Source organism: Type-F symbiont of Plautia stali (genome assembly GCF_059731105.1).
This window is the reverse complement of record NZ_AP035909.1, coordinates 1,737,868-1,758,782: the sequence shown is the minus strand read 5'-3', so window position 1 is coordinate 1,758,782 and position 20,915 is coordinate 1,737,868. Positions and strand designations below refer to the sequence as shown.

General features: G+C 59.8%; 17 protein-coding genes. 8 read left to right on the top strand and 9 right to left on the bottom strand.

Going from position 1 to position 20,915, the window contains the following annotated elements; all coding sequences use genetic code 11:
• The first annotated feature begins 129 nt into the window (after window positions 1-129).
• The 4 genes from AC6I7A_RS08260 (at window position 130) to cho (ending at window position 4,148) form a co-directional block, all read left to right on the top strand.
• Entirely contained in the window at window positions 130-1,332 is a 1,203-nt protein-coding gene (locus tag AC6I7A_RS08260; protein WP_058956578.1) for a multidrug effflux MFS transporter, read from the top strand.
• A gap of 118 nt (window positions 1,333-1,450) precedes the next feature.
• On the top strand, window positions 1,451-2,275 hold the full coding sequence (nadE, locus tag AC6I7A_RS08255) for an NAD(+) synthase (RefSeq protein ID WP_009090562.1): 825 nt from the start codon (window positions 1,451-1,453) through the stop codon (window positions 2,273-2,275).
• A gap of 60 nt (window positions 2,276-2,335) precedes the next feature.
• Window positions 2,336-3,220, top strand: a complete 885-nt coding sequence (yddG, locus tag AC6I7A_RS08250; RefSeq protein WP_058956579.1) for an aromatic amino acid DMT transporter YddG — start codon at window positions 2,336-2,338, stop codon at window positions 3,218-3,220.
• A gap of 67 nt (window positions 3,221-3,287) precedes the next feature.
• Window positions 3,288-4,148, top strand: coding sequence for an excinuclease Cho (cho, locus tag AC6I7A_RS08245; RefSeq protein ID WP_009090566.1), 861 nt, complete (start codon window positions 3,288-3,290; stop codon window positions 4,146-4,148).
• Between the two features lie 73 nt (window positions 4,149-4,221).
• Here cho and spy read toward each other — a convergent pair whose 3' ends face one another.
• The 6 genes from spy to AC6I7A_RS08215 all read right to left on the bottom strand — a co-directional run bounded on the left by spy (window position 4,222) and on the right by AC6I7A_RS08215 (window position 11,109).
• On the bottom strand, window positions 4,222-4,716 hold the full coding sequence (gene spy / locus AC6I7A_RS08240; protein WP_009090567.1) for an ATP-independent periplasmic protein-refolding chaperone Spy: 495 nt from the start codon (window positions 4,714-4,716) through the stop codon (window positions 4,222-4,224).
• A 307-nt stretch (window positions 4,717-5,023) separates the two neighbouring features.
• The gene (gene astE, locus AC6I7A_RS08235; RefSeq protein ID WP_058956580.1) at window positions 5,024-6,019 is read right to left on the bottom strand and encodes a succinylglutamate desuccinylase; all 996 of its coding nucleotides are present in this window, start codon (window positions 6,017-6,019) and stop codon (window positions 5,024-5,026) included.
• A 50-nt stretch (window positions 6,020-6,069) separates the two neighbouring features.
• On the bottom strand, window positions 6,070-7,398 hold the full coding sequence (gene astB, locus AC6I7A_RS08230; RefSeq protein WP_498004726.1) for an N-succinylarginine dihydrolase: 1,329 nt from the start codon (window positions 7,396-7,398) through the stop codon (window positions 6,070-6,072).
• Window positions 7,395-8,864, bottom strand: coding sequence for a succinylglutamate-semialdehyde dehydrogenase (gene astD, locus AC6I7A_RS08225; protein WP_058956581.1), 1,470 nt, complete (start codon window positions 8,862-8,864; stop codon window positions 7,395-7,397). The genes astB and astD overlap by 4 nt, the downstream gene beginning before the upstream one ends.
• Complete coding sequence (gene astA, locus AC6I7A_RS08220; RefSeq protein ID WP_009090571.1) at window positions 8,861-9,892, bottom strand: arginine N-succinyltransferase; 1,032 nt, start codon at window positions 9,890-9,892, stop codon at window positions 8,861-8,863. Before astA ends, astD begins: the two co-directional genes overlap by 4 nt.
• A complete protein-coding gene (locus AC6I7A_RS08215) occupies window positions 9,889-11,109 on the bottom strand; it encodes an aspartate aminotransferase family protein (RefSeq protein ID WP_058956582.1) in 1,221 nt (406 codons plus the stop codon). Before AC6I7A_RS08215 ends, astA begins: the two co-directional genes overlap by 4 nt.
• 909 nt (window positions 11,110-12,018) lie before the next feature.
• Here AC6I7A_RS08215 and AC6I7A_RS08210 point away from each other — a divergent pair.
• Window positions 12,019-13,092 (top strand): porin, encoded by a 1,074-nt coding sequence (locus AC6I7A_RS08210; RefSeq protein WP_046101710.1) that lies wholly within the window; start codon window positions 12,019-12,021, stop codon window positions 13,090-13,092.
• 39 nt (window positions 13,093-13,131) lie between these two features.
• On the opposite strand, the gene AC6I7A_RS08205 is transcribed toward AC6I7A_RS08210, so the two are convergent.
• On the bottom strand, window positions 13,132-14,703 hold the full coding sequence (locus AC6I7A_RS08205) for a putative bifunctional diguanylate cyclase/phosphodiesterase (RefSeq protein WP_058956583.1): 1,572 nt from the start codon (window positions 14,701-14,703) through the stop codon (window positions 13,132-13,134).
• A gap of 408 nt (window positions 14,704-15,111) precedes the next feature.
• On the opposite strand from AC6I7A_RS08205, the gene AC6I7A_RS08200 reads away from it, so the two are divergent.
• From AC6I7A_RS08200 to AC6I7A_RS08190, 3 genes are all read left to right on the top strand, one after another.
• Window positions 15,112-16,656, top strand: a complete 1,545-nt coding sequence (locus AC6I7A_RS08200; protein WP_058956584.1) for a methyl-accepting chemotaxis protein — start codon at window positions 15,112-15,114, stop codon at window positions 16,654-16,656.
• A 321-nt stretch (window positions 16,657-16,977) separates the two neighbouring features.
• Window positions 16,978-17,457 (top strand): MarR family winged helix-turn-helix transcriptional regulator, encoded by a 480-nt coding sequence (locus tag AC6I7A_RS08195; RefSeq protein WP_230200817.1) that lies wholly within the window; start codon window positions 16,978-16,980, stop codon window positions 17,455-17,457.
• Between the two features lie 102 nt (window positions 17,458-17,559).
• Window positions 17,560-17,760: a hypothetical protein gene (locus tag AC6I7A_RS08190; RefSeq protein ID WP_046101707.1), complete on the top strand. Its 201-nt coding sequence runs from the start codon at window positions 17,560-17,562 to the stop codon at window positions 17,758-17,760.
• Window positions 17,761-17,850: 90 nt separating this feature from the next.
• Here the strand turns inward: AC6I7A_RS08190 and AC6I7A_RS08185 are convergent, their stop codons facing one another.
• Complete coding sequence (locus tag AC6I7A_RS08185; protein ID WP_150030004.1) at window positions 17,851-19,173, bottom strand: methyl-accepting chemotaxis protein; 1,323 nt, start codon at window positions 19,171-19,173, stop codon at window positions 17,851-17,853.
• A gap of 177 nt (window positions 19,174-19,350) precedes the next feature.
• A complete protein-coding gene (locus AC6I7A_RS08180; protein ID WP_058956586.1) occupies window positions 19,351-20,778 on the bottom strand; it encodes a YchO/YchP family invasin in 1,428 nt (475 codons plus the stop codon).
• Between the last annotated feature and the right edge of the window lie 137 nt (window positions 20,779-20,915).

Here is a 20,915-nt window from a genome sequence, read left to right as displayed (position 1 = left end):
ATTTTGCGCCGTTTCCGTGACGCTGTCCTGCGCGGATGCCGATCAGGGTGCCCGCCGCACTGCCGGACGCTCTCTGGCGCAGGCTGGCCCGCTTTCTCTTCACCCCATCGCTGACGACCCCGAGGAATAATGACTCCTGCACACTCCAACCGCCTGGTTTATGCCATCACGCTGGGCCTGCTGGCCGCACTGGGCCCGCTCTGTATCGATCTCTATCTGCCCGCTCTGCCTCAGATGGCGCGGGACCTCAACACCGAAACCGCCACGGCTCAGCTGAGTCTGACCGCCGGCCTGCTGGGGCTGGGAGTTGGCCAGCTGCTGTTTGGCCCGATGAGTGACAAGTTCGGCCGTCTGCGTCCGCTGACCCTGTCACTGGTGCTGTTGTTTATCGCCTCGCTGGGATGCGCACTGGCGCAGGATATCCACCAGCTGCTGGTGGCGCGCCTGTTCGAAGGCTTAGCCGGGGCCGGTGGCGCGGTGCTGTCACGGGCGATAGCGCGCGATATGTACAGTGGTCATGAACTGACGCGATTCTTTGCCCTGCTGATGCTGGTCAATGGCCTGGCCCCTATCGGCGCACCGGTGCTGGGCGGCGTGCTGATGACGATCGTCGACTGGCGCGGCATTTTTATGGTGCTGGGCGGCATTGCCATTCTGCTGATCCTGTTGGCGCGCTGGAAGCTGCATGAGACGCTGCCGGAAGCCCGCCGCAGCAAAGGATCGATCTTCTCCGCTTACGCCGCGCTCGGCCAGGTGGTGACCCATCGTCCTTTCATGGGCTTCTGCCTGACCCAGGGCTTTATGATGTCGGGCATGTTCGCCTACATCGGCGCCTCTCCGTTCGTGCTGCAGCAGCTCTACGGTCTGTCGCCGCAGGCGTTCAGCTTCTGCTTTGCGGCCAACGGCATCGGTCTGGTGATCGCCTCCCAGACCAGCGCCCGCCTCTGCCCGTTGTGGGGCGAATATCGGGTGCTGAAAGGCGGCCTGACGCTGGCCTTTGTCGCCTCCAGCCTGCTGCTGCTCTGCGCCCTGTTACAGGCACCGCTGGCGCTGCTGCTGGTCGCGCTGTTCTTTACCATCGCCAGCAATGGGGTGATTGCCACGACCGCCTCCTCACTGGCGATGCAGAGTCAGGGCCATCGCGCCGGCAGCGCCTCTGCGGTGATTGGTGTCACCATGTTCACGCTGGGAGCGATTACCGTGCCCATCACCGGCATCGGCGGTACCTCGGTGCTGAGCATGTGCGGCACGATCTTCGGCTGCTTTATGCTGGCCATTTTAATGTTTACCGTGCTGGCGAAAAAACCCGAGCCTCAGCTAAAAACTCACTGATTTCGCAATGGTTAGCGCGAATCAGTTAGCGCTTTGGCTTGTTGTTTTCGTGAAGGCACGTTAGCTTTAATAACACGTTCGCATCGAGCCGACAGGCCACTGACCTGAGGAGAAGTTCATGTCACTGCAGCAGGAAATTATTGAAGCCCTGGGTGTGAAGCCCACTATCGACGCCGACCAGGAAGTGCGGGTCAGCATCGATTTTCTCAAAGCCTACCTGAAACGCCACAGCGGACTGAAAACGCTGGTGCTGGGGATCAGCGGCGGCCAGGACTCTACCCTGGCGGGCGCGCTGTCGCAGCGGGCCATTACGGAGCTGCGTGAAGAGACCGGCGATAACGACTACACCTTTATTGCCGTGCGTCTTCCCTATGGGGTGCAGGCGGATGAGCAGGATTGCCAGGACGCGCTGGCCTTTATTCAGCCTGACCGCTCACTGGTGGTTAACATCAAAGAGTCGGTCCTGGCCAGCGAGCGCGCGCTGAAAGAGGCCGGGATTACCCTGTCCGATTTTATCCGCGGCAATGAAAAAGCGCGTGAGCGCATGAAGGCGCAGTACAGCATCGCCGGCATGACCAAAGGCGTGGTAGTCGGTACCGATCACGCTGCGGAAGCGGTGACCGGCTTCTTCACCAAATATGGCGACGGCGGCACCGACATTAACCCGCTGTTCCGCCTTAACAAGCGTCAGGGCAAGCAGCTGCTGAAACATCTTGGCTGTCCGGAGCACCTCTATCTGAAGAAGCCGACCGCCGACCTGGAAGATGACCGTCCGGGCCTGCAGGATGAAGTGGCGCTGGGTGTCACCTACGAGATGATTGATGACTATCTGGAAGGAAAAAGTATCCATCCTGACAGCGCGAAAATCATTGAAGGCTGGTATCTCAAAACCGAGCACAAACGTCGTCCGCCGATCACGGTTTTCGACGATTTCTGGAAGTAATCCTGCGCCTCCTTTGCACAGGCAAGGGAGGCTCCTTTCACTCACGCTGTTGATCGCTCCATGCCTGCCACCGTTCCACGCGCCACCCTGATCGGGCTTATCGCCATTCTGCTCTGGAGCACCACTGTCGGCCTGCTGCGCAGTGTCAGCGAGGCCTTTGGTGCCACCGGCGGCGCGGCGCTGATCTACACCACCACCGCCTGTCTGCTCTGCCTGACCCGGGGTCTGCCCAGGCCAGGGGCGATGCCTGCGATCTATCTCTGGATCGGCGGCGCGCTCTTTGTCGGCTATGAGATGGCGCTGGCGCTGGCTATCGGACTGGCGAGCGATCGCCGTCAGTCGCTGGAGCTGGGGATGATCAACTATCTCTGGCCCTGCCTGACGATCGTGCTGGCGATCCCGTTTAATCAGCAGCGTTTCCGCGTCTGGCTGTGGCCCGGCCTGCTGCTGTCGCTGCTGGGTATCATCTGGGTGATGAAAGGCAGCGGCAGTGGCGCGCCGGCGCTGCTGTGGCAGAACATGCTGCGCAATCCCGTCGCCTATGCTCTTGCCTTTCTGGCCGCCCTGACCTGGGCGCTCTATAACAATTTCACCCGCCGGTTTGCGCGCGGTGCCAACGGCGTCACGCTCTTTTTTATCCTGACCGCACTGGCGCTGTGGCTGAAATTTGCCGTCAGCCCGACGCCGCTGACCTTTGCGCCGCTGCCGCTGCTGGAAGTCCTGTTTGTCGGCCTCTCCACCGCCATCGCCTACTCCGCCTGGAATCATGGCATTCAGCAGGGAAACCTGACGCTGCTGGCGACGGCCTCCTACTTTACGCCGGTGCTGTCGGCTCTGCTGGGGTCGCTGTGGCTCGGCCTGACGCCACCGCTCGCCTTCTGGCAGGGCGTCGCGATGATCATCCTGGGCTCCCTCATCTGCTGGCTGGCGACACGGCCGCGCTGATCAGACGGCTGGCGATCATTTCACCGGTTTGTTATGCTGTATGGACAACCAGTAAATGGAGTCCACTTTGGTCAGACGTGCTGCCTCGCATCGCCTCGAACCCGACGCGAATGCGCTATATCAATATCCCGAACACCTGCGTGAGTGGCTGGAAGGTTTGCCGAATCACCCTGGCGTCTACACCTTCCACGGCGAGAGTGAATCGCTGCCGCTCTATATCGGCAAAAGCGTGAATCTGCGCTCCCGGGTGATGTCCCATTTTCGCACCCCTGACGAGGCGAAGATGCTGCGTCAGTCGCGACGCGTCAGCTGGATCCCCACCGCGGGCGATCTCGGCGCACTGCTGCTGGAAGCACAGATGATCAAAACCCAGCAGCCGCTGTTCAATAAACGCCTGCGCAAAAACCGGCAGCTCTGTTCATTGCAGATCACCCACGGCAAACCCGAAGTGGTCTACGCAAAGGATCTTGATTTCAGCCAGTCACCTAATCTCTTCGGGCTTTATCGCAGCCGGTTTGCTGCGCTGGAACGGCTCAAGCAACTCGCCGATGAGTATCAGCTCTGTCACGGTTTGCTGGGTCTGGAAGCCCTGAGCCCTCAGCGGGGCTGCTTCCGTTCGGCACTGCGCCGCTGCGCCGGGGCCTGCTGCGGTAAAGAGCCGGTCAGCGATCACCAGGACCGGCTGCTGGAAGCGCTGGAGAACGTGCGGGTCTTCTGCTGGCCGTGGCAGGGTGCCGTTGGGCTGGTGGAAGAAGGTAAACAGATGACGCAGATCCACGTCATCGACCACTGGTTCTATCTGGGGTCGGTCAGCAGCATGGAAGAGGCAAAAAAACTGCAGCGGCCCAAAGGGGGATTCGACCACGACGGCTACAAAATCCTCTGCCGTCCTATCCTCTCGGGAGACTACCCTATCCTGCCGCTATAAAAAAACCGCCGGTGCTGTCCACTTACCTGCAGTGGACAGCACCGGCGGTCTCAGAAGTACCGCTTAGCTCAGATTATTCAGCCGGTGGTGCCGGTGGCGCCATGTTGCCTTCGCGCGGGCCTTTTTCGGTCAGGCGCTGCTCAAAGTTGGCGTTGTACTGTTTCTTCTGCGCCGGCGTCAGCACGTTATAGAGCTTGTTCTGGGTTTCCAGCATCTTCAGCGCATGCTCTTTACCGTTAGCAGACATCTTCTCTGCCTGCGCTTCGGCTTTGCTCTTATCGAAGCTGTCAGCCGCGATGATGTCGTGCATCGCACGGCGATCATCCTGTGACGGACGCTGCATATCTTTGTGGCTCTCTTTCATGATGTCGCGCATCTGGGTTTTCTGCGCGTCGGTCAGATTCAGACCATGGAACATCATCTCCATGCCGTGGCGCATTGGCGGCTTATGCATCGCTTTTTCGCTGCCGGCTGGCGGAGGCGTCAGGGAATCCGCGGCGGCATGGACGGCGCTGGCTGCACCAAACGCCAGCGAAGAAGCCAGTAACAGGGAAGTCAGTTTGCGCATAATAGTGTCCTTATGATTCATGATAATGACGACAGCACTCTGTCGCGTCTTCGGAAACAAGAATACGACGCTGAACGTCAACTACTCAGAGCCTGAGTAAAGCCGTGAAAGCATAAAAGACAAAAATCCGGCAATCATGAAGAGAATGAGAAGAAAGGCGTGAGGAATTGAAAAACTTTATGAATTTACAGCGAATTTCGCAGAAATCGTGGAGGAGTGTAAGGGTTTCGGCAGGAAAGCGGAAGAGGATCTCCCGCTTTCCTGCCGATTTTTAGCGCGGATTGCTGTAACCCGTCAGTTCCCCCCGTCAGAGCGGCAGCGCCTGGGTCTGTTCGCCCTCTTCAATCAGCATCAGGCCGGCACGCAGTCCGGCAGCAACGCCGGGATTCGGGAAAAGCACATATTCCCGTGCCTGCTGCACGTAGTAGCGGGTATCCCTATCCTCAGCCAGCAGCGTGCCCTGAGGAAAGGCGGTAAAATTCAGCGTCTCCGGCGTCATGTGCAGCCTGAAGTGCTCACTCAGCCGGGTGATCTGCTGCGCAACCCGATAGTGGCGCGGCTTCACGCGGGTGGCGGGCATGGGGTCACCAAAGAGCAGCGCCGCCAGCGCCTGCTGTGCCGCACTGAACTGGCTCAGGTCGTTTTCGCCAAACGGCAGCGCCTTCCCCAGCTCCAGAGTGCAGCTGGCCGCACCGAAATGTTCACAGCTGAAATGGGTAAAGGTTCCGCCCGGCGCGCGATGAAAGACCAGCGCCTCCAGACCGGCAGCCGCCAGCCAGTCGAGAAACGCGGGAGGCCAGGGACGATCGTTTTGCGGCATGACGCCGAACTGCGGATGGTATGAGCCGCGAATCGCCGTGTGCATATCGAGATGCCAGCGCGTCTCATCGCATTCGCCCAGCAGCCAAAAGTTCTCCAGCGCCTGCTCCAGCCGCAGCACGCGGCGCGCCTCATCGCCATCGTCCACCTGCTGCCAGCGTCCGCCAAACAGCCGGTTAATATCATAACGGACATAGCGTTTGCCGGTGCGCAGCGCAGAGGGATTGCCCAGAATCACCAGCATCCGCTGCTGTAGCGGCTTTTCGCCGCGAAGCAGCGCATTGACCAGCTGATTCATGATTTCCACCGGGGCCGTTTCATTGCCGTGGATCCCGGCGGAGAGCACCAGCGCCTGCTTAACGGGCACAACCGGCTCCATCAGCAGGATGCCGTGATACAACCACTGCCAGCGAAGATGCGCCGTTTCACCCCTGCGCTTTCGCGGTGCCTCACCGGACAGCGTCTGCTGCAAAAAGTCCTGCATCGTTCCTCCTTTACGCCTCAGGCAGGTGGCAGCCCGTGCTGCCATCGCCTTCACTGCTGAAATGCATACACATTTCCTAAGTCTAGCAGCTTCGTCAGTTCATCCAGCGCGTCACGACCCTCCCGCAGCAGCTGCGGATCCACCAGGTCGGCCTGGGACAGCCGATCGCGGTAGTGCCGGTCGACCCAGCTGTTCAGGGCGGCGAACAGCCGATCGTTCATCAGCACGGCGGGATTGACGGCCTGCTGCTCCTGAGGCGTCAGCACCACCCGCAAACGCAGGCAGGCTGGCCCACCGCCGTTGTACATACTTTCACGCAGATCAAACACCTTCAGATCCTTCAGCGGCCCATCCCCTTCCACCTGCTCGCACAGGTAACGCCAGACGTCCGGATGCTGACGCGACTCTTCCGGCAGCACCAGCATCATGGTGCCGTCGGGACGGCTCAGCAGCTGGCTGTTAAACAGATAGGTGTCGACCGCATCTTTTACCGACACCCGATTGTCCGGCACTTCCAGCGCCACAAATCCGGGCACGCGTGCCCGAAGCTGCGCCAGCAGTGCAGGCTGATCGACAAACGCCTGCTGATGGCAGAAGAGCATCTGCTGGTTACTCACCGCGATCACATCGTTATGAAAAACCCCCTGGTCGATAACCGCCGGATTCTGCTGCGCAAACAGCAGGTGTTCAGGTGAGAGCTGATGCAGACGGGCGACCGCTTCACTGGCCTCGCGCGTCTGGCGCGCCGGATAGCGCTGCGGGGCTTTCCCCTCATGGCTGCTGTCACGGCCATAGACAAACAGCTGTACGCCCCGCTCGCCATAGTCGCCCCCCAGGCGGTTGTGATTTGCGGCTCCTTCATCGCCGAACATCGCCACCTGAGGCAGCGCATCGTGCACCGCAAAATGGTCTCTGTCGCGGAAGATGGCGCGCAGCAGCCCGGCGGTTTCCGGGGCTTCCATCGCGCGGTGAAATTTATTGTTCAGGTTGGCCACCGTCAGGTGAACCCGGCCATCACCGCTGTCGGCTGACGGCGACACGGTGGCCGCATTGGCGACCCACATCGCCGAGGCGGAACTGGCGGCAGAGAGTAAGCCCGGCGCGGTTTTCCCGGCCGACGCCACGACCTGCTCGTCACTGCCACGGAAGCCAAGCTGACGCAGCGCCGCGATATTAGGACGCTCATGCGGGGGGATCACCCCCTGCACAAACCCCATATCGGCCAGCGCCTTCATCTTCAGCAGCCCCTGCTTTGCCGCCAGACGGGGATTCGAGGGCTGCAGCTGATTGCGGGTTGAAGCTTCATTACCAAATGAGAGCCCGGCATAGTGGTGGGTCAACCCCACCAGACCGTCAAAGTTCGCTTCGGTGGCCTTCATAGCAACGTCTCCGAGGGTGAGAAATCCAGGCCAGGTGAGAGCGTGGCGGGCAGCGTCAGATCCGGCGACTCCAGCGAGGCCATCGGCCAGGCGCAGTAGTCTGCCGCGTACCAGGCGCTGGCCCGATGGTTACCCGAGGCCCCAATGCCGCCAAACGGCGCGGTACTGGCGGCACCGGTGAGCGGTTTGTTCCAGTTGACGATGCCGGCTCGCGCCTCCAGCAGCAGCTGATCAAACTGCGCGCGCAGGGGGGAGATCAGGCCACACGACAGGCCGTAGCGGGTCTGGTTCGCCAGTGCTATCGCCTCGTCAAAGGTGTCGTAACGGATCACATTAAGCAGCGGGCCAAAAACCTCCTCATCCGGAATGCCCTGCACGCCGGTGATATCAATGATGCCGGGCGTCAGGATCGCGCTGTGGCGATCCGGCCAGCGCATCGCCAGCAGCACCTCGCCGCCCGCCTCCACCCGCCGCTGCCACTCCGCCATGATCTTCTCTGCCGCGCCGGTTGAAATCACGCTGCCCATAAAAGGGGGCGGTTCGGCATCCCAGGCCGCCGGCTGCAGCCGGCCTGCAACCTCCACCAGCCGCTGCAGAAACGCCTCTCCCGCCGCTCCGCGCTTCACCAGCAGGCGACGGGCGCAGGTGCAGCGCTGTCCCGCCGTAATAAAGGCGGATTGCAGCGTGATATTGACCGCCGCATCCAGGTCCGCTGGATCCTCGACAATCAGGGCATTGTTACCGCCCATCTCCAGCGCCAGCATCTTTTCAGGCTGACCGGCAAACTGGCGATGCAGCTGATAGCCGGTATGGGCGCTGCCGGTAAACAGCAGGCCGTCGATCTGGCTGCAGCTGGCCAGCGCCTGGCCCGTTTCACGTCCGCCCTGCAGCAGCGCCAGCACACCGGCAGGCAGGCCTGCCGCCAGCCAGATCTGCACGGTTTTTTCGGCGGTTAGCGGCGTCAGCTCACTGGGTTTGAAGACCACGCAGTTTCCCGCCAGCAGCGCCGGCACGATGTGGCCGTTTGGCAGATGACCGGGGAAGTTATAGGGGCCGAACACCGCCAGCACGCCGTGGGGACGATGGCGCAGGGAACTTTCGCCCTGCTGCTGTTCACCGGTGCGGCTATGGTAAGCCTTCACTGAAAAGCCGATTTTATTGATCATCGCCGCCACTTCGGTCAGCGCTTCCCAGCGCGGTTTCCCGGTTTCACGCGCAATGGTATCGGCCAGTTCCGCTTTTTGCGCGTCCAGACCGGCCGCAAATTTTTCGATGATGGCCTGGCGCTCCACCAGCGGGCGGGTTGCCCAGCCCGGAAACGCGGCGCGCGCCGCCTCGCAGGCGGCGGCGACCTGCTCTGCCGAAGCCGCCTGCCCCTGCCAGAGCGGTTCCCCTCTCACCGGGTCCGCTTTCGTCAGGTGCTCTGCCTCGCCGCTCTGCCACTCTCCCTTAATCAGGTGCGTCATGCTGTTTTCTCCTCTTTGCAGAGCGTCACCACCCGCAGGCTGTCGCCCGGCTGGCAGTGGAGCGCCCGCATCTGTTCGTCCGTCAGTTTTATGCTGTCACCGTCGGCATCTGCCGGGATCAGCGCCACACGGAACTGGCGGTAATGGTTATTGGCGACCAGGCAGAGCGGTGCATCCGCCGGATTTTCACCCCGCTCTGCGCCGCGCAACCGGCTTTTGCGGATGGCGCGGATGCGGTCAATGTCGCACTCCAGTGTCGGGCCGCCATCAAAGATGTCGATATAGTTGAGGTAGCGGAAGCCCTCCGCTTCCAGTACGGCCCGGGCAGGTGCCGTCTGCGGGTGAACCTGGCCGATGACCGCCTGCGCCTCCGGGGTCAGATAGTCGATGTAGAGCGGATGTTTCGGCATCAGCTCGGCGATAAAGGCTTTCTGGCCGGTGCCGCTGAGGAAGTCCGCTTTGCTGAAGTCCATTGAGAAGAAGCGGCTGCCGACGCTCTCCCAGAAGGGTGAGTGGCCCTGCTCATCGCTGACGCCCCGCATCTCCGCGACTACCCGCTCCATAAAACGGTCACGGAAGTTAGCCATAAACAGGAAGCGTGATTTGGAGAGCAGATAGCCATTTTTGCCGTCACGATACTCAGGGTCGAGAAACAGGGTGCAGAGCTCGCTGCTGCCGGTGTGGTCGTTACTCAGCGACAGGGTCGGCAGCGCGGCGTAGACGTTCAGCTCTTTCGACGCGTGCACCTGGGTGCCGACGCGGAAGTTATACCAGGGGTCCTGCAGGCCCACCGCCACTTCAATGGCGCAGATGCCCACCGCGCGATTATCTTCACTGTCGGCCAGCACAAAGACGTAGCCCTGCTCAGCGCGCGGCAGCGTATCCTGCCAGGTTTGCAGCGATCGATCGATTCGCGCCTGAAGCGTGGCGCTATCGACCGGCAGCGAGGTCAGCCCGCCGCCGGTTTTGCCTGCCAGCGTCATCAGCTGGCTTAAATCATCGCGTTCAACCGGACGGATTACCATCATGATGCGGACCCTCGTACCAGGCTTTCACAGGCCTCGGCAAAGCGTGCCATACCCAGCTTCACCTCCTGCTCGCTGATGTTCAGGGCCGGGGCAAAACGCACCACGTTCGCGCCCGCAATCAGCACCATGACGCCCATCTCAGCGGCAGCCAGGTTAATCGCTTTGGCTTTGCCGGCATACGCATCGCTCAGCACCGCACCTATCAGCAGGCCCAGGCCGCGCACCTCTTTAAACAGCTGCAGACGCTGGTTGATCTCCGCCAGAGCCGAGACGATCCACTGGTGACGCTCTGTCACTCCCGTCATAAAGTCCGGCTGATTGACCAGTTCCATCACTTTACCGGCCACCGCGCCCGCCAGCGGATTACCGCCATACGTGGTGCCGTGTGTGCCGACACCCATCACGCTCGCCAGATCGTCGCGCGTCAGCATCGCCCCAATCGGGAAGCCACCGCCGAGCGCTTTGGCGCTGGTCAGGACATCGGGTGTGACGCCGTAGTGCATATAGGCATAAAGCGAACCGGTGCGGCCCACGCCGCTCTGCACTTCATCAAAAATCAGCACGGCCTGATGCCTGTCGCAAAGTTCACGCAGTCCGCGCAGGAACGCCGGATCGGCAGGCAGCACGCCGCCCTCACCCTGGATGGGTTCCACAATTACTGCGCAGGTCTGGTCATTAATGAGTTCCGCCGCGGCCGCCAGGTCATTAAACGGGGCATGCTGGATGGCAGGTGGCAGCGGCGCAAAATCCTGAGAGTAAGCGGGCTGTCCCCCGGCGGTAACGGTAAACAGCGTGCGGCCATGAAACGCATTCTTAAATGCCACAATGCCACTTTTCTCCGGGCCGACCCGATCGTGGGCCACTTTGCGCGCCAGCTTCAGCGCCGCTTCGTTGGCCTCCGCACCGGAGTTACAGAAAAAGACCCGATCAGCAAAGGTGGCATCAATTAACTGCTTCGCCAGTCGCAGGATCGGCTCATTGGTGTAGCCATTGCCGGTGTGCCATAAACGGGCGGCCTGCTCCTGCAACGCCTGTTGTAATGCCGGATGCGCATGCCCTAACGCATTCACGGCGATGCCACCGGCGAAGTCGACGTAGTCTTTGCCATTCTGATCCCAGACGGTTGAGCCCTCCGCGCGAACCGGGACAAATGTCGCGGGTGCATAAACCGGCATCATCCATTGATCGAAATCGTGACGTGAAACGTGCAGTGCCATAACCCATTCTCCTGCTTTCCCGGTCGGGTAAAGCTATTGTTTTAAAATTGTTAAGGGATGTTGTAATGCAGCCCTACTGTAGAGTGCAGTTAACGTGCCAGCCAGAGAATTAACTGCATAAAATCGTCACCCTGACGCAATATCAATAAGTTACACGCCTCTGCTATTCACTTTTTTTGCATATATAGTGAATAATTGTCTGATTGCAGCGGCAGAGCCGGGTTTTAAATAGCGGAATTATGCAATCGCGGGATGAAATATCGCTTTTGTGATCGCTGATAAACAATCACTCCGCAAAAGGCCCGAAGAGTGCCCTGTTTTAGCGCAGCCTGCCTCGCAACGGTGCAGGATGAGGCGCAGAATATTCAGCGAGAGAGGATGACGACATGCCAGGATTTAACAGAATCTTTTCATTTAAGCGGGCAGACCGACGTCTGGCCTGATTATTTTTTAAGCGGATAAATAAAATGAAAACGATTTCTTCTGCATTATTCCCGGCGTGATGATTGGCAGCGGAATAACCTTTGAAATAAAGATGAACAGATATTGCTACGCAGGCTAATGGTTAGAATAAAACCCTTATCGCTTATTTGCATTAATGCTTTATCCATAATTTAACCAGCGGGATTGATGATTTAAAAACGTACAAACCGCCAGGGGCAGAAAAGCTACACCTAAAAATTAACCACTGATAATCATCACTTTTTTATTAAATCCGGTAAAATTCATCAGAAGAAATACTTATTACTCCAGAATTTAATCGTCTTTCAGACACGCATTTTCCTTTGCTGAATATGCATATCACATTTTGTTACTTTTATTGCGCTTTGTAATTTTAACTTTTTGTGTCATTTTCTTTTCACCCCGCAGCCGGGGCATAATAATTAATGAATACAGGGTAATGAATAAATGATGAAGCGCACTTTACTGGCGGCTGTCATGCCGTTACTGCTCGGCCTCTCTTCAGTGCAGGCCGCAGAAATTTATAACAAGGATGGAAATAAGCTGGATCTGGTCGGCAAGATTAACGTGTCGCACCTCTTTTCTGACGACGATAAGAACAACGGTGATACCTCCTCTTATTCCCGCCTGGGTTTTAAAGGCGAAACTAAGATTACCGATCAGCTGACCGGCTACGGTTTCTGGCAGTATCAGTACAGCCTGCACAACTCAGAAGGCAGCGATGCGCAGAGCGGCAACCGTACCCGTCTGGGTTACGCTGGCCTGAAGTTTGGCGAAGCCGGTGCGCTGGATTATGGACGTAACTACGGCCTGGTGTATGACGCGCTGAGTTACACCGATATGCTGCCCTTCTTTGGCGGCGATTCCGGCTACACCGACGCCTTCCTCTCTGGCCGCTCAACCGGCGTGCTGACCTGGCGTAACAGCGATTTCTTTGGCCTGGTTCAGGGATTAAACGTTGCCGCGCAGTATCAGGGTAAAAACGATCGCAGCGCTAACACCGACGGCGTTCGTCGTTCTAACGGCGATGGCTTTGCCCTCTCTGCCTCTTATGACTTCGATTTCGGCCTGAGCTTCGCCGGGGCCTTTGCCAGCCTGGATCGCACAACGGCGCAGAACGCCGCCCCACGCGGTGAAGGTGAAAAAGCGCAGCACTGGGCGACCTCAGTGAAATATGATGCGAACCAGGTTTATCTGGCCGCGATGTATGGTGAAACCCTGAACGCCACGCCGATCACCAACGGTTTCGCGAACAAGGCGCAGAACTTTGAAGCCGTTGCTCAGTATCAGTTCCTGAATGGTTTCCGTCCGTCTGTGGGTTACGTCTCATCGAAAGGTAAAGAGATTGAGAATATCGGCGACGCCGACATTGTTAAATACACTGCGGTGGGTGCGACCTACTACTTCAACAAGAATATGTCGGTCTATGGCGAATACCGCATCAACCTGTTGAAAGACAACAACCCGCTTAATCTGGCCACGGATGATATTACGGCCGTGGGTCTGATCTATCAGTTCTGATGCCCGTGCGGCCCGGCACACGCTGCCGGGCCCGTTTTTTTATCGCTGTGCCAGCTGAGCCTCCGGGTCTGGCTCAATAACGGAGACGGCGGCTTCCTGGATGAATCCCTCTGCATCCGCCGACGCCAGCAGCAGTGTAGCCTGCTCAGCCGGTATCGGACGACTGAAGAGATAGCCCTGACCGTAGTCACAACCGCGCTTTCTCAGCCATCTCAGCGTTGAGACATCCTCAATACCTTCTGCGGTAATAATGACGTTCAGCTCCTGACAGAGCGTCAGCAGGGTTTCCACCACCTTGCGCTGCTCCGACCCGGTGACGATCCCGGCAATAAACGACTGATCGATTTTGATTTTGGTAATCCCCAGCCCCAGCAGCACCGACAGGTTGGAGTAGCCGGTGCCGAAATCATCCAGCACGACCCCAATCCCCTCCTCCCTGAGGCGTCTGATCGCCTGCCGGGCATCGTCGGAGATCGCCATCACGTTCTGTTCAGTGATTTCGAGCTCCAGCATCACCGGCCCGGCCTGCTGCATAATGGCGGAGAGGCAGTTGGTCAGCGCAGGTCTCAGCAGCTGCTCCGGGGTGATATTCAGCGACAGACCGAGCCCGGCAGGCCATGCCCGCGTGGCGCTGACGGCATCCTGCAGCAGCGCCACGGTCAGGCTGTCCATCAGCCCGAGCCGCTCCACCACGGGCAGAAACTGAGCGGGTGCCACCGTCTGACCGGAGGCGGTGATCCAGCGCGCCAGGATCTCAAACCCGGTGATGTTGCCGGTGCGCAGCGAAACCAGCGGCTGCAGGAAAGGCACGATGGCATGCCCGCTGACGGCGGCGGCGACCTCATGCTCCAGCTTCTCCCGCTGCAGGAAGCGCAACGCCATATCCGGCGTGAAACGGGCCAGGCAGGCCTCTTTATTGCGCTTCGCCTCACAGAGCGCCAGATCGGCGGCCCGCACCACATCCTCCTGTCCGGGACAGTCAGAACTGGCAATACCGGCAGAGAGGTGCATAACGGTATGCGGCCCGGTGCGGATGGATGAGGCATGCTCACAGATCCTGCCAGCCTCCAGCAGCGCCTGCTCGGCCTGAGACGCCGCCACGACCAGGGCAAACTCATCGCCACCGATGCGAAACACCTGACTTTCCGTGCCAGCCGACGCGGTCAGCATCGATGCGAGCGCCACCAGGATAGTGTCCCCCTGACGATGGCCGTTGAGATCGTTGATAGTTTTGAAATCATCGATATTAAGCAGCGTCAGGGTATAGGGCATCCCGCAAGCATCCAGCGCGGCGATATGCGCATTGAACGATCGGCGATTGAGTACGCCGGTCAGCGCATCGGTTCCGGCCAGCCTGAGCGCATTTTTTTCGGCCAGCAGCGTTTTGCGGATCAGACCCGCAATCAGCAGCGCCGGAATCACCATCGCCAGCCCGGCGAAAGCGGTCGATGTCAGGATGAACCGTAAGCGTTCGCTGGTTTCAAAATCCAGGTTATAGCTCAGGCCGAGCAGATGAGCGAGGTGCGCCTCAAGCCCATATTCCCACAACGTGGAAAGTAAAAAGATGGTCGCAATATTCAGCATTGCGAGCCAGAAAAGTTTCAGGCGCATGCGTTAATTCCTGGTGATGAAAGGTGTCAGAGTGTTGTTTTAATTTTTCTGTAAAAAACCGGGGCGTGATGGTTAAACACGGTCTGCGCGTGGCTGACAATAATGACCCCTTTTGTTCTGCCTGGTACCAATCAGGCGTTCTCACTGGCTGTGTGACAGTGAGGCAGAAGATCGCTCCTGACCGGCATGTGCCGGAGAGATCACTCATGCCAATCAGGGATCTATCGGCAGCGGCAGGCGCTTTAACAGGTCCGACCGGATAAATTTGTCCCCCTGCGGGTTTCTTGCGGGCTAAGTGCCTGAATAGCACAATAATAAATTGTGCTCAATTTAGTTAATGCCACCCCCTCCAGAATTGCCCCTGACGGCCGATACCGTCTTAACTGATGAACCCTTCCGGAAGAACACATGAAAATCTCAACGCGTCTGAGTGCAGGTTTTGGTTTACTGATTTTGCTGTTGGTTATCTGTGCCGGCACAGCGATTCACGCCCTGGACAGTGCCCGCGATGGCATGAACGAGGTGGTGAATGTGCGGCTGAAAAAGTATCAGACGGTGCTCGATATGCGGGGCGGCGTTCGCGATATGGCGATAGCCGTGCGCAACCTTGCCCTGCTGACCGATCCGAAGGCGATGCAGCCGGAGTGGGAACGCCTGCAGAAACAGCGGGACCTCTACGTCAGCAACCGCGAAGCGCTGGCACGCATGATGCAGACGGACGCCGGGCAGGCCGGGCGGGAAGCGATGGGCAGGATTGAGTCCAGCGAGGGTGCGGCCCTCTCCACGCTGATGACGGCGGGGAAGCTGGGGCTGGAAAACCGTCAGCAGGAAGTCACGAGCTATCTGTTAACCGTGGTGCGACCGGCACAGCAAAGCCTGCTGAAGGCGATCGACGAGCTGACCGAGCTTGAGATGCACAGCAGCCGGGATACCGTCGTAGAGAACAGCGACAGCATTGGTCGCACCACCCGCATACTGATAATCCTGGCGGTCATCTCCCTGCTGGCGGCGATCGCCACCTGCACATTCATTGTGCGGATGCTGATGCGCCAGCTGGGCGGCGAACCGATCCAGGCGCAGACGCTGGCGGCAGCGATCGCGGCGGGTGATCTCACCTCGCCGGTCACGCTGCGGACGGGTGACACGACAAGCCTGCTCGCCTCACTGAACAGCATGCAGACACACCTGCGCGGCATGGTCACGCAGATTAAAGACGCGTCGGCGTCGGTTGCGCTGGCGGCCGATGAGATTTCCCAGGGTAACACGGAACTCTCTTCACGCACCGAAGAGCAGGCCGCGGCCCTGCAGGAAACCGCAGCCAGTATGGAGCAGCTGACCGCCACAGTGAAAAGTAATGCCGCAGGCGCGCAGCAGACAGCGGGTTCTGCGCGCGAGGCGGCCATGCTGGCCCATGACGGCGAAGCGGATGTGCATCGTCTGGCGCAGACCATGCAGGAGATTTCGCTGAGTGCGGTCCGGGTCCGGGATATCACCGCGGTGATTGAAGGGATCGCCTTCCAGACCAATATTCTGGCGCTCAACGCCGCCGTGGAAGCGGCGCGCGCCGGTGAAGAGGGTCGCGGATTTGCGGTCGTTGCCGGTGAGGTCCGTTCACTGGCCCAGCGCAGCGCCACAGCAGCCCGTGACATCAAACAGCTGATTGAGCAGGCCGTGACGCAGGTCGAAGGCGGTGTGAGCGTCGCGGCGGGAACGGGTGAACGTATTCTGAAGATTGTCAGCCGCGTCGGTGAACTGGCCGATGCGATGGACAACCTCTCACTCTCCTCCAGCGAGCAGATGCAGGGTATCTCTCAGGTCAGCGTTGCGGTAAGTCAGATGGATGGGGTTACCCAGAACAACGCCGCGCTGGTGGAGGAGTCCTCGTCAGCCTCGCAGTCACTGCTGGCCCAGGCACGCGATCTGCGCGGCATGGTCGAGACCTTCACGGTTTAACGCTCTCCGGCAGACCACGCCGCACCGAACGTGGCGGGTGGAGACGTGCTGAACGCGCAGCCGCTTCAGCACGTTGTGCACCCCGCGTGGCTGCCGGTTGGGTTGACTTCAATTTGATTTGACTCAATACTGGTCTGCCTTTCCATGCGGCGGAAACGGAACAGTTTTCTTCCCGCCGTAACGGCCCCTGACAAAGTGGATGTCTGACAGCGTAACGCGAGGCGGCCGCCAGGGTTGCCGACCCGGAGCAGCTGCGGTGCCCTTACAGCGGAGACGCATCAGGATGCCGCCCCCCACCCCCGACTCAGAATGAGTAAACATATGAACGATGAAACCACGGGGATCTGTGAAACGCCGCCTGTCGCAGCACCGGAAACGATCGATCAGTTTCTCTGCTTTGCGCTCTACTCCGCCTCCCTCGCGATGACGAAACTGTATCAGTCACGGCTGAAGCCGCTAGGGCTGACCTATCCGCAGTATCTGGTGCTGCTGGTGCTGTGGGAAAAAGATCGCCTGACCGTTTCCGAAATCGGGGCGCGCGTCCGGCTCGACTCCGGCACGCTCAGTCAGCTTCTTAAGCGGCTGGAGAGTGCGGGCGTGATCTGCCGCCAGCGTGATACCGGCCAGGATGAGCGCCGGGTATGGGTCTCCCTGACCAAGCAGGGCCACCAGCTTAAAGTGACGGCGGCGGGCGTGCCGGCAGATATGATTTCGGTGATGGATACGGCCTGCCATGAGCTCGTCGATCTGACAGCCCAGGTCGCTACGCTGCGGGACAAATTAGTGAAGGCGTTGCCATGATGGCCGCACACATCAGGGCGGCGGCCAGCCCGGGCCTGCGGCATCGCTTCGGCAGACCGCTTTCAGAAAACATTCAGCAACACTGTTGCGCGGGGGTCGCCTTTGAGCACGAATAAACCGGTCGACATGGATGAGGTGCATGCCGTGGTCGGCCACGCGGTCGCCAGCCTGCTGAAGTCTGGCCAGCCAGCGGGCGCGGAGGAGATCCTGGCGTTTCTCCGGCAGCAGGAGGCGCGCTCCGTCAACGGCCAGAGAGATATCTATACCCATGCATTACGGGTGGTGATGGCCATCGTGCGCTGACAGACGCGCTGCCGGACGACAGGCTGACGGGATGCAGGCCCTGCCGGGCCGCTGTTGCGGCGGACTGTTCAGCCCGCCTTTTATGGGCGACTACTCGCCGTGTGCCGCCCGGGCAACCTCACGCACGGCGCTCTCAACCCGCTCCGAATCTTTCTGAATGCTGGCGATAACCTCGCCTGCCTCACGCATCAGGCTCACTCCCTGACCGGTACTCGCCAGCGACGTTTCAATGCCACGCAGCACCTCTCGCGCCAGTTCGTTATTGCCCGCCACAACCCGTTCGATCTCCTCGGTCGCGCTGCTGACGCTGGCGGCCAGGGTGCGCACCTCGGCCGCGACGACGGCAAAACTGCGGCCCGACGCGCCTGCCCGCGCCGCCTCTATGGCGGCATTGAGGGCGATCAGTCGGGTCTGCATTGCAAAACGCCGGATGGTTTCTACCATGCCATCGATGCTGGCAGACTGACTGTTGAGGCGCGAGACATCGGCCGACACAACGCCCATCTCCTGAGCGATCTGGCTGATTTTCTGAATGCTGTTTTCAATCACATCGGCCCCGGCCTGCGCACTGCCCCGCGTCTGAACCGCCATATTCCAGGCGTTCAGCGCCGCGTCATATTCCTGCTGATTACGCAGCACCTGCTCCGTCACATCGGTGGCGAACTTCACAATTTTGTCGAGCTGCCCGTCGCTGTTGAAGACCGGATTGTAGGTCGCCCTGAGCCAGAGCGGTTCGCCCCGCCGGTTGAGCCGGGGAAACTGCCCCGAAAAGAATTCACCCTGATTCAGCCGCGCCCAGAACTGACGGTACTCCTCGCTCCCTGAAAGTTCCGCTGAACAGAAAAGCCGGTGATGCTGTCCCACCACCTCCGCAGCCTGATAGCCGGTGGCCTGGAGAAAGTTGTCGTTTGCCTCCAGCACGATCCCGTCAGGGCTGAAAGCGATCATCGCCATCGAGCGGCTGATCGCATTAATGATGGATTCCTTTTCCAGCGACGACTGCATCCTCTCTGAGATATCGGCGGCGATCTTGATGATTTTGAACACCCGGCCGCGTCGATCGGTCACCGGAATATAGCTGGCCTCCAGCCAGACCGGGCGCATGCCGTTAGCCAGCCGCAGATATTTGTCGCTGAAGCTTTCCCCTGCCGCGAGGCGCTGCCAGAAACGCTGATATTCAGCCGAGTTCACCAGCGCAGGCGGACAGAACATGCGGTGATGCTGACCCACGATCTCCTCCGCCCGGTATCCCATCGTCGCCAGAAACAGCGGACTGGCCCGGCGGATAATGCCAGCCGGGGTGAACTCAATCACGGCCATGGCGCCGCCCAGCGACGTGAACGACGCGGCAGCGTGCAGGCCACGCTGACGGATAAAAGAGGGAAGCAGAGTTTTCAGTACATTCAGGCGCATCAGCAAATCCGAAAAGGAGTGGGAACTGCTGTAGTTATCGGCATTTTCCCGTCACGCCTTATCCATTGCTGCGATAGTTGCGGCTGATGATTGCAACATGATGTTACTGCTTTTCAGCCCCCGCCCGGCTCAGGCAGCGCAGGCGGGACAACGCCGCCGCAGAGGCCGCGGAGGTGGTTACAGCGCCGCGCCGGGAGCCATCAGATCGAAGCGATCGTTCTGCGACACGTCATCCATCGGCATCGGTGGCGCAATCTTCAGGGTGATCCAGTTCGAGGTCACGCGCTGCTGTTTGCTATCCTCCAGCGTTACCGACAGGCGATATTCGTTGCTGGCATCGGGTGACGGGTCCCACTGCGGCAGGATCACACTCCAGCCCTGCGGATCGGCATTGTTGGCAGGCGGTGTCAGGCTCAGTGCCTGCGTATCGCCCTGCCAGCTCACCGCCCGGATAGCATAACTGGCGCGCACCTGCAGCTTCAGCGGCAGACTCTCGCCACTGCTGAGCTGCCAGGGCGGGGTCGCCAGAAAGACCGACAGGGTTTTACGCTGACGGAAGGCGAGCACTGGCGTCTCACTGCGGGTCACCGTATCGTAGCGGCTGCCGCGCAGCGAGTGCGCTTCGGCGACGTTATCGGCATCGAGCTGGCGGCGCAGCGCCACGCCGAAACGGTAGTTGAGCTTCAGACCCAGCTGATCCTGGCTCTCGCCGGCGCTGCTGGTTTTGTGGGTGGCGGAGAGCGTCACCAGTGGCACCGGCGTGTAGGAGAGACCAAACGACATGGCGGAAGGGTTGTGATAGCGGTTGCCGCTGTTAAACAGATCGACATTCTCCCCCAGATAGCGCTGATAGCTCACGGACACGCCGAGCTGCCGGTAGAACGGCAGATAGCTCTGGCTGGTGATGTCATAGCCGCGCGCCATCCGCTGCTGCCGGGAATCGCTCAGGTTTTTCCAGCCGGAGAGAGGCTGATAGTAGTTGGCGGAGAGGCGCAGCGAATCGCTCCACGCCTCTGTGCCGACCGAGGCGCGCTGCAGGCCGCTGCTGAAGGTGCGGTCGACAAAGCCGTTGTAACCCAGCAGCCAGTTACCCGCCTCCCAGCGCTGGCCCAGTCCGGCGTTGCCGACCAGCCCATCGTCAGTTTCGTGCAGGCCAAGCTGGCTGAAGGTGAGCAGGCTGTTTTCATCGGCCAGGGCGCTGAAGAGATCGCCGCCGGTGCCGGTGAAGTTTCCGTCCATGTCCACTTTCAGATCGAGCTGTGCAGTGCCGTAAGGCGACAGCAGCGACTGCCCTTCGCTCTCTACCCGTTCGGCCACCTCATCCCGCAGATGATTGAACGCCCAGATGCCCGCCTGCTGGCCAAACGTGACGTTGCTGTCGTTTTTGCTCGCCTCGCCGATACTTTTGGCGACGGCCGCCAGCTTTTTGCTCCACGCCTCATCCTGATCGCTGACACTGCCGAGGGTCGGCAGGGCGTCACTGTAGCGCGCGGGATCGTCGAATGGCGTCTCTGACACGGCGGTGTCGGTCTGAAACGCGTGCGCGGCGGGTATCGCGGAGAGCGACAGCGTGATTAAGGCGAGAAAACCCGTTTTCCGTATCATGTCACCTGGTAAATTGATTGATTCGTTGCTGCAACAAAAGCCAAATTATCAATCATTACCTTAACATATTGTGACGGCGATGCAGGACAGCAGCGGCAAAATGTGCATATAACAGAAAAGTCTGGCTGAAAAAGCCT